This is a genomic window from Sporomusa sp. (genome assembly GCF_035561255.1).
Classification (GTDB): domain Bacteria; phylum Bacillota; class Negativicutes; order Sporomusales; family Sporomusaceae; genus Sporomusa.
Window position 1 is genome coordinate 1 of the sequence record NZ_DATMXX010000262.1, and the last position, 5,088, is coordinate 5,088.

The 5,088-nt window shown below is 45.1% G+C and carries 3 protein-coding genes; all 3 read right to left on the reverse strand.

All coding sequences use genetic code 11. The features are described from left to right. Positions 1 to 9: 9 nt before the first annotated feature. On the reverse strand, positions 10 to 1,761 hold the full coding sequence (locus VN379_RS14710) for a sigma-54 interaction domain-containing protein (RefSeq protein ID WP_325535134.1): 1,752 nt from the start codon (positions 1,759 to 1,761) through the stop codon (positions 10 to 12). A 165-nt stretch (positions 1,762 to 1,926) separates the two neighbouring features. Next, a complete protein-coding gene (gene pgeF / locus VN379_RS14715) occupies positions 1,927 to 2,739 on the reverse strand; it encodes a peptidoglycan editing factor PgeF (protein ID WP_325535136.1) in 813 nt (270 codons plus the stop codon). 178 nt (positions 2,740 to 2,917) lie between these two features. Then, on the reverse strand, positions 2,918 to 4,999 hold the full coding sequence (gene fusA / locus VN379_RS14720) for an elongation factor G (protein ID WP_325535138.1): 2,082 nt from the start codon (positions 4,997 to 4,999) through the stop codon (positions 2,918 to 2,920). Positions 5,000 to 5,088 lie beyond the last annotated feature (89 nt).

A 5,088-nucleotide genomic window follows, 5' to 3' on the forward strand; every position in this document is an offset into this window, starting at 1 on the left:
AAATAAGAGTCAGTTTTTAGATATTGATGTCAAGTTACTGACACTATCTAAAGCGAGATTAAATTGCCGCATTTTATAATAGAGAGTACTGCGGGGGATCCCCAGTTTTTTTGCGGCTATTGCTTTGTTGAAGTTAGCCTCTTTAAGGGTCTGCTCAATTAAAGACCGTTCTAATGTTATCAGTTCCGGGATTGTTGTCACCCCGGTAGCTGCTGTTTTACCGTGATGATAACCTGCCTTGAAATTAGTTGGCAGACTGCCTGTTGTTAGGGTATCGCTGTCAGCAAGAATAACCAGGCGTTCTAAAATATTATTCAGTTCGCGAACATTGCCTGGCCAGTCATATTCTAAAAAAGCGGCCATAAGAGCCGGGTCTACCTTATTAATTGTTGCATCCGGATTGTGGAGGGCGCTGAAATGTTTAAGCCCCCGGTAGACTAATTCCGGGATATCTTCCCTTCTGGAACGTAAAGGTGGCAATTGTAATGAGACTACGTTGAGTCGATAATACAAGTCATCCCGGAAATCGCCGCTGGCAATCATATCTTCCAGATCACGGTGTGTCGCCGAAATGATTCGAACATCCACTTGGACAGGTTTATCACCGCCCACCCGGTAAAACTTTTTTTCCTGTAATACCCTAAGTAGTTTTACCTGCATTTCCTTTGGCATTTCCCCAATTTCGTCAAGAAAAAGCGTTCCGCCGTCAGCAAGCTCAATTAAGCCGGCTTTCCCTTTTTTATCAGCGCCGGTGAAGGCGCCTGAATGGTATCCAAACAGCTCACTCTCAAACAGGCTAGCTGGAATGGCACCACAGTTAATCTCAATGAACCTGCCTTTTCGTCCACTGGCAATGTGGACTGCTCGGGCAAATACCTCTTTGCCTGTGCCGCTTTCACCGCGGAGTAACAAGGGTACATTGGTGGCCGCCACCCGTCGGGCCATACCGACGGCTCCCAGTATACCGGTGCTATGACCGCTGACACTGGCAAAAGCGTCGGTGCCTGTGTTGATTTTATCAATCTCATTTTCTAGTGACTGTACCTTGCGGCTGGTTCGTGAAAGTTCCTGATTGAGGTTTACAACCTCCGTAATATCACGCTCTGCGCATACTCCGCCAACAACCTTGCCAGCTAACAGGATGGGAGCGGCATTAATTAGCACATGCGTATTGGAACAGGGTTTATGATATTGATCTTTAACAGTAAGTTGCTCGGCCGCTACTTGTTTCACTAATAGATTTGTAAAAAAACTATCTATACAGTTGCCTAATATTTCTTCAGCTATAATACCATAGAGTTTTTCGGCACGCTTATTCCAGATAACGACCTGATCGGCCTCGTTAATTACACACACCGCTTCACCAACCGTGTCCAGGACAGCGGCCATTTGGGTTTGCTGCAAATAATATCTGTTAAGCAATGCGCCAAATACTAGTTCAGGAGTACTGAGTGCTATCATTTTACCTTCTGCTTCAAAAAGTATAGCCTGTGTTAAAAGTTCGGCAGGCGGACTGTCAAGCGATAGTGATAACAGGCTGAGTGGTTTGAAGACAATATCAAACAAGGCAATATCCTGTGCATAAACTCCAGTATTTTGCAATTGTTTGGTCGTAATGTAACCTAATTTATTATTACTCCAAACGATAACGGCAGCCTTATTATCACCCCCAATATGAGTGGCAACCTCAGCAATTGGTATCAGGGGATCCACTTGAATAAGTCTGTTTATAACAATATCTTTTATACGTAATAATTGCACGTAGTCCACCTCCTGGTAGTTAAAAAGACGCAGTGCCTCCTGGTAAGGAGACAGCAGCGTCTTTGCTGTGTCAGATATTTGACGTTTATTTTATTATAACGGGCTATTGCAATAAATTCAAGCACAAAGATGTTCTGCATTTATACCTTATAGTTACACAATTATTTATAAAGAAATAATTGCACCGATGCGGCCTGTACAGCCAGCTTCAGCGCGGTGAGAATAAAATATTTGCGTGTTACAGGCAGTGCATATGCCGCTTACACTTATGTTGTCATCTATAATCCCAATTTCTTTAAGCTGCTGGCGATTGGCTTCCCATAAGTTAAGATTCCAGCGGTTACCGCTCGGTGTTACTAATTCTTCCCAGTTATTAAAGCCTGCCTGCAATTTATTTAAGACAAACTCATCTACTTCATAGCAACAAGGGCCGATGGATGGGCCAATCCCTGCCAGGCAGTCAGCTGGGTTGGTGTTATATTGCTGTTGCATGGCAAGCACAGTTTTTTGCCCGATTTTAGCAACAGTACCTTTCCAGCCAGCATGACTAATACCAATTGCATTGTGTATAGGGTCGAAAATTAGCACAGGAACACAGTCGGCAAAAAACAGCATGAGCGGTAAGCCCGGTATGTTGGTGATAAGAGCATCTGTTCCTTTAATTGATTCATGATAATGTTGGGCACCGCGCCCGGCATCTTGTAAAGTTACTTGCTGCACTACGTCGCCATGTACTTGCTCGGCGGTAACCGCTTTTTCTGCAGGCAATCCAAGAGCATGGCAGAAAGCTTGCCTATTGTGCCAGGTAGCTTCGGCATCATCGCCGATGTGCAGTCCCAAATTGAGACTGGTAAAAGGCGCAATACTTTGTCCGCCTAATCGCGTTGATACACCATGCTTAATGCCTCTTGCGGATAAGCCGGGGAATTCTCCGTACCAGACGCCGTTTGTGCTGTGTTTTACTATAAAATCGTTCATCGCAGAACCTCCGGGTAACTACTATTTTTATTATATTAATACTCCTATTTTACTCCAATTATATGAAGCGGTAAAAGAATTTATAAAAATATAGTCATGCCGAAAAGAAAACATAGAAAATAAAGCCCTGCTACTCTGCCCAATGAACAGAGCAAGCAAGGCTTTTTACCCGTTTCTTCTATGCTTCTTCTATTTTATCTTTCTTGGCACCGGCGATAATTGACTCAGCAATACGTGGTGGCACATCTTCATAGTGAGAAAAATTCATGTCAAATGAACCGCGGCCTTGGGTAATGGAGCGAAGGTCAATGCTGTAACGAAACATTTCTGCCAGGGGTACCTGGGCTTTAACCCGGCCTATGCCGCCGCCGATCGGTTCCATGCCTTGGATACGACCACGCTTGGTATTCAAGTCACCGATAACATCACCCATATAAGATTCAGGAACAAGGACCTCTACTGAATAGATTGGCTCAAGGAGTACTGGTTTGGCCTGCAGCACACCTTTGCGCAGCGCCATGCTGCTGGCAATTTTAAAAGCCATTTCTGAGGAGTCGACTGTATGATATGAACCGTCAGTCAGAGTAACTTTGACATCAACCATGGGATAACCAGCAAGCAGTCCACCGGCCAACGCATCTCTGACCCCTTTCTCAACAGCCGGTATATATTGACGGGGAACTGAACCGCCAAAGATGGAGTCAACAAACTCGAATTCGGCACCTGGCGCCAGTGGATCAAGCTGTAGCCAAACATGGCCATATTGACCATGGCCGCCACTCTGTTTCTTGTGTTTGCCTTCAACTTTGGCTGAGCCGCGGATGGTCTCACGATAGGGAACCTTAGGGTTAGAAAGCAGGGTTTCGACACCAAACTTGCGTTTCATACGCTCGGCCATAATATCCAAATGCAGTTCGCCCATACCCGAGATGAGTAATTGATGAGTCTCTGCATCTTTACGGACTTTAAAAGTGGGATCTTCATCCATGAGTCGGGCTAAGGCCTGACCAATCTTATCCTCATCGCCTTTGTTCTTTGCTTCAAGGGTTCTGACAAACATCGGTTTCGGGTATGAAACTGGTTCAAACGCAATCGGTTTATCTTTATCGCAAAGTGAATCACCAGTACCTGTTTCCTGTAGTTTGGCTACTACAACGATATCGCCGGCATGCACCACAGTGATGGGATCTTGTTGTTTACCGCGTAACGTAAAGATTGTACCGATACGCTCAGACTTATCTCTGGTTGCGTTATATAATGTGCTATCAGGCTTTATGCTGCCTGAGTAGAGTCGAATATAACTGAGGCGGCCAACAAAGGGATCTGCTGTAGTCTTAAACACCATTGCCGAGAAAGGACCGGCAGCATTTCTTTCTATAGGGTCTTTGGTCACAGGATGGTAACCAATTATCGGGTTGGTTCCAGGAGCGGGCAGATAGTTGATCAGAGAATCCAGCACCTGCGAAATGCCAATGTTTTTGAGGGCCGAGCCGCAGAGTACAGGAAACACTTTAGCTTGAGCAATAGCAGACAGTAAACCGATACGCACTTCTTCATTAGTTAGCTCTTCCCCTTCGAGATATTTGGTCAAGAGTTCATCATTGCCTTCGGCTGCTGCTTCGATAAGCACCATCCGGGCTTCTTCACACTTATCCAGCATATCGGCGGGAATATCAGCCTCAGTGTATTCTTTCCCATTTTTCTGGGGTAAATAGGCTTTCATTTTAAGCACATCGACGATACCCTTAAAGCTATTTTCAGCGCCAATTGGTAATTGAACCGGGACAACGCCATTGCCGAATTTTTCCTTCATACTTTCGACAACACTATAAAAGTCGGCGTTTTCCCGGTCCATTTTATTAATAAATCCTATACGGGGCAGGCCCAATTCAGCTGCATAATTCCATACCTTTTCGGTTTCAACCTCCACCCCGGAGGCGGCGCATAGCACAATAAGTGCACTGTCGACGGCCCGCAGAGCACCCTTTACCTCGGCTACGAAATCAGCATAACCAGGAGTATCAACAATATTAATTTTATGATCGTACCATTCACAAGGTGCCAAAGCCGTACTAATGGTGACCTTGCGCTTAATCTCTTCCGCTTCAAAGTCAGTTGTTGCCGAACCATCATCAACACGCCCTAAACGGTTCACCGCGCCAGAATTAAATAACATGGCTTCTGTCAAGGATGTCTTGCCGGCTCCTCCGTGGGCAACAATTCCAACATTTCTTAACTTGTCGCTCTTGTACTCTTTCATGGCTAGTTCCCTCCTGTTGTGGTGTGATTATTTCATACTGACATTTTAGATTTACATTTCTCTGTTTACTGCAAATATTCCTTCTTTTC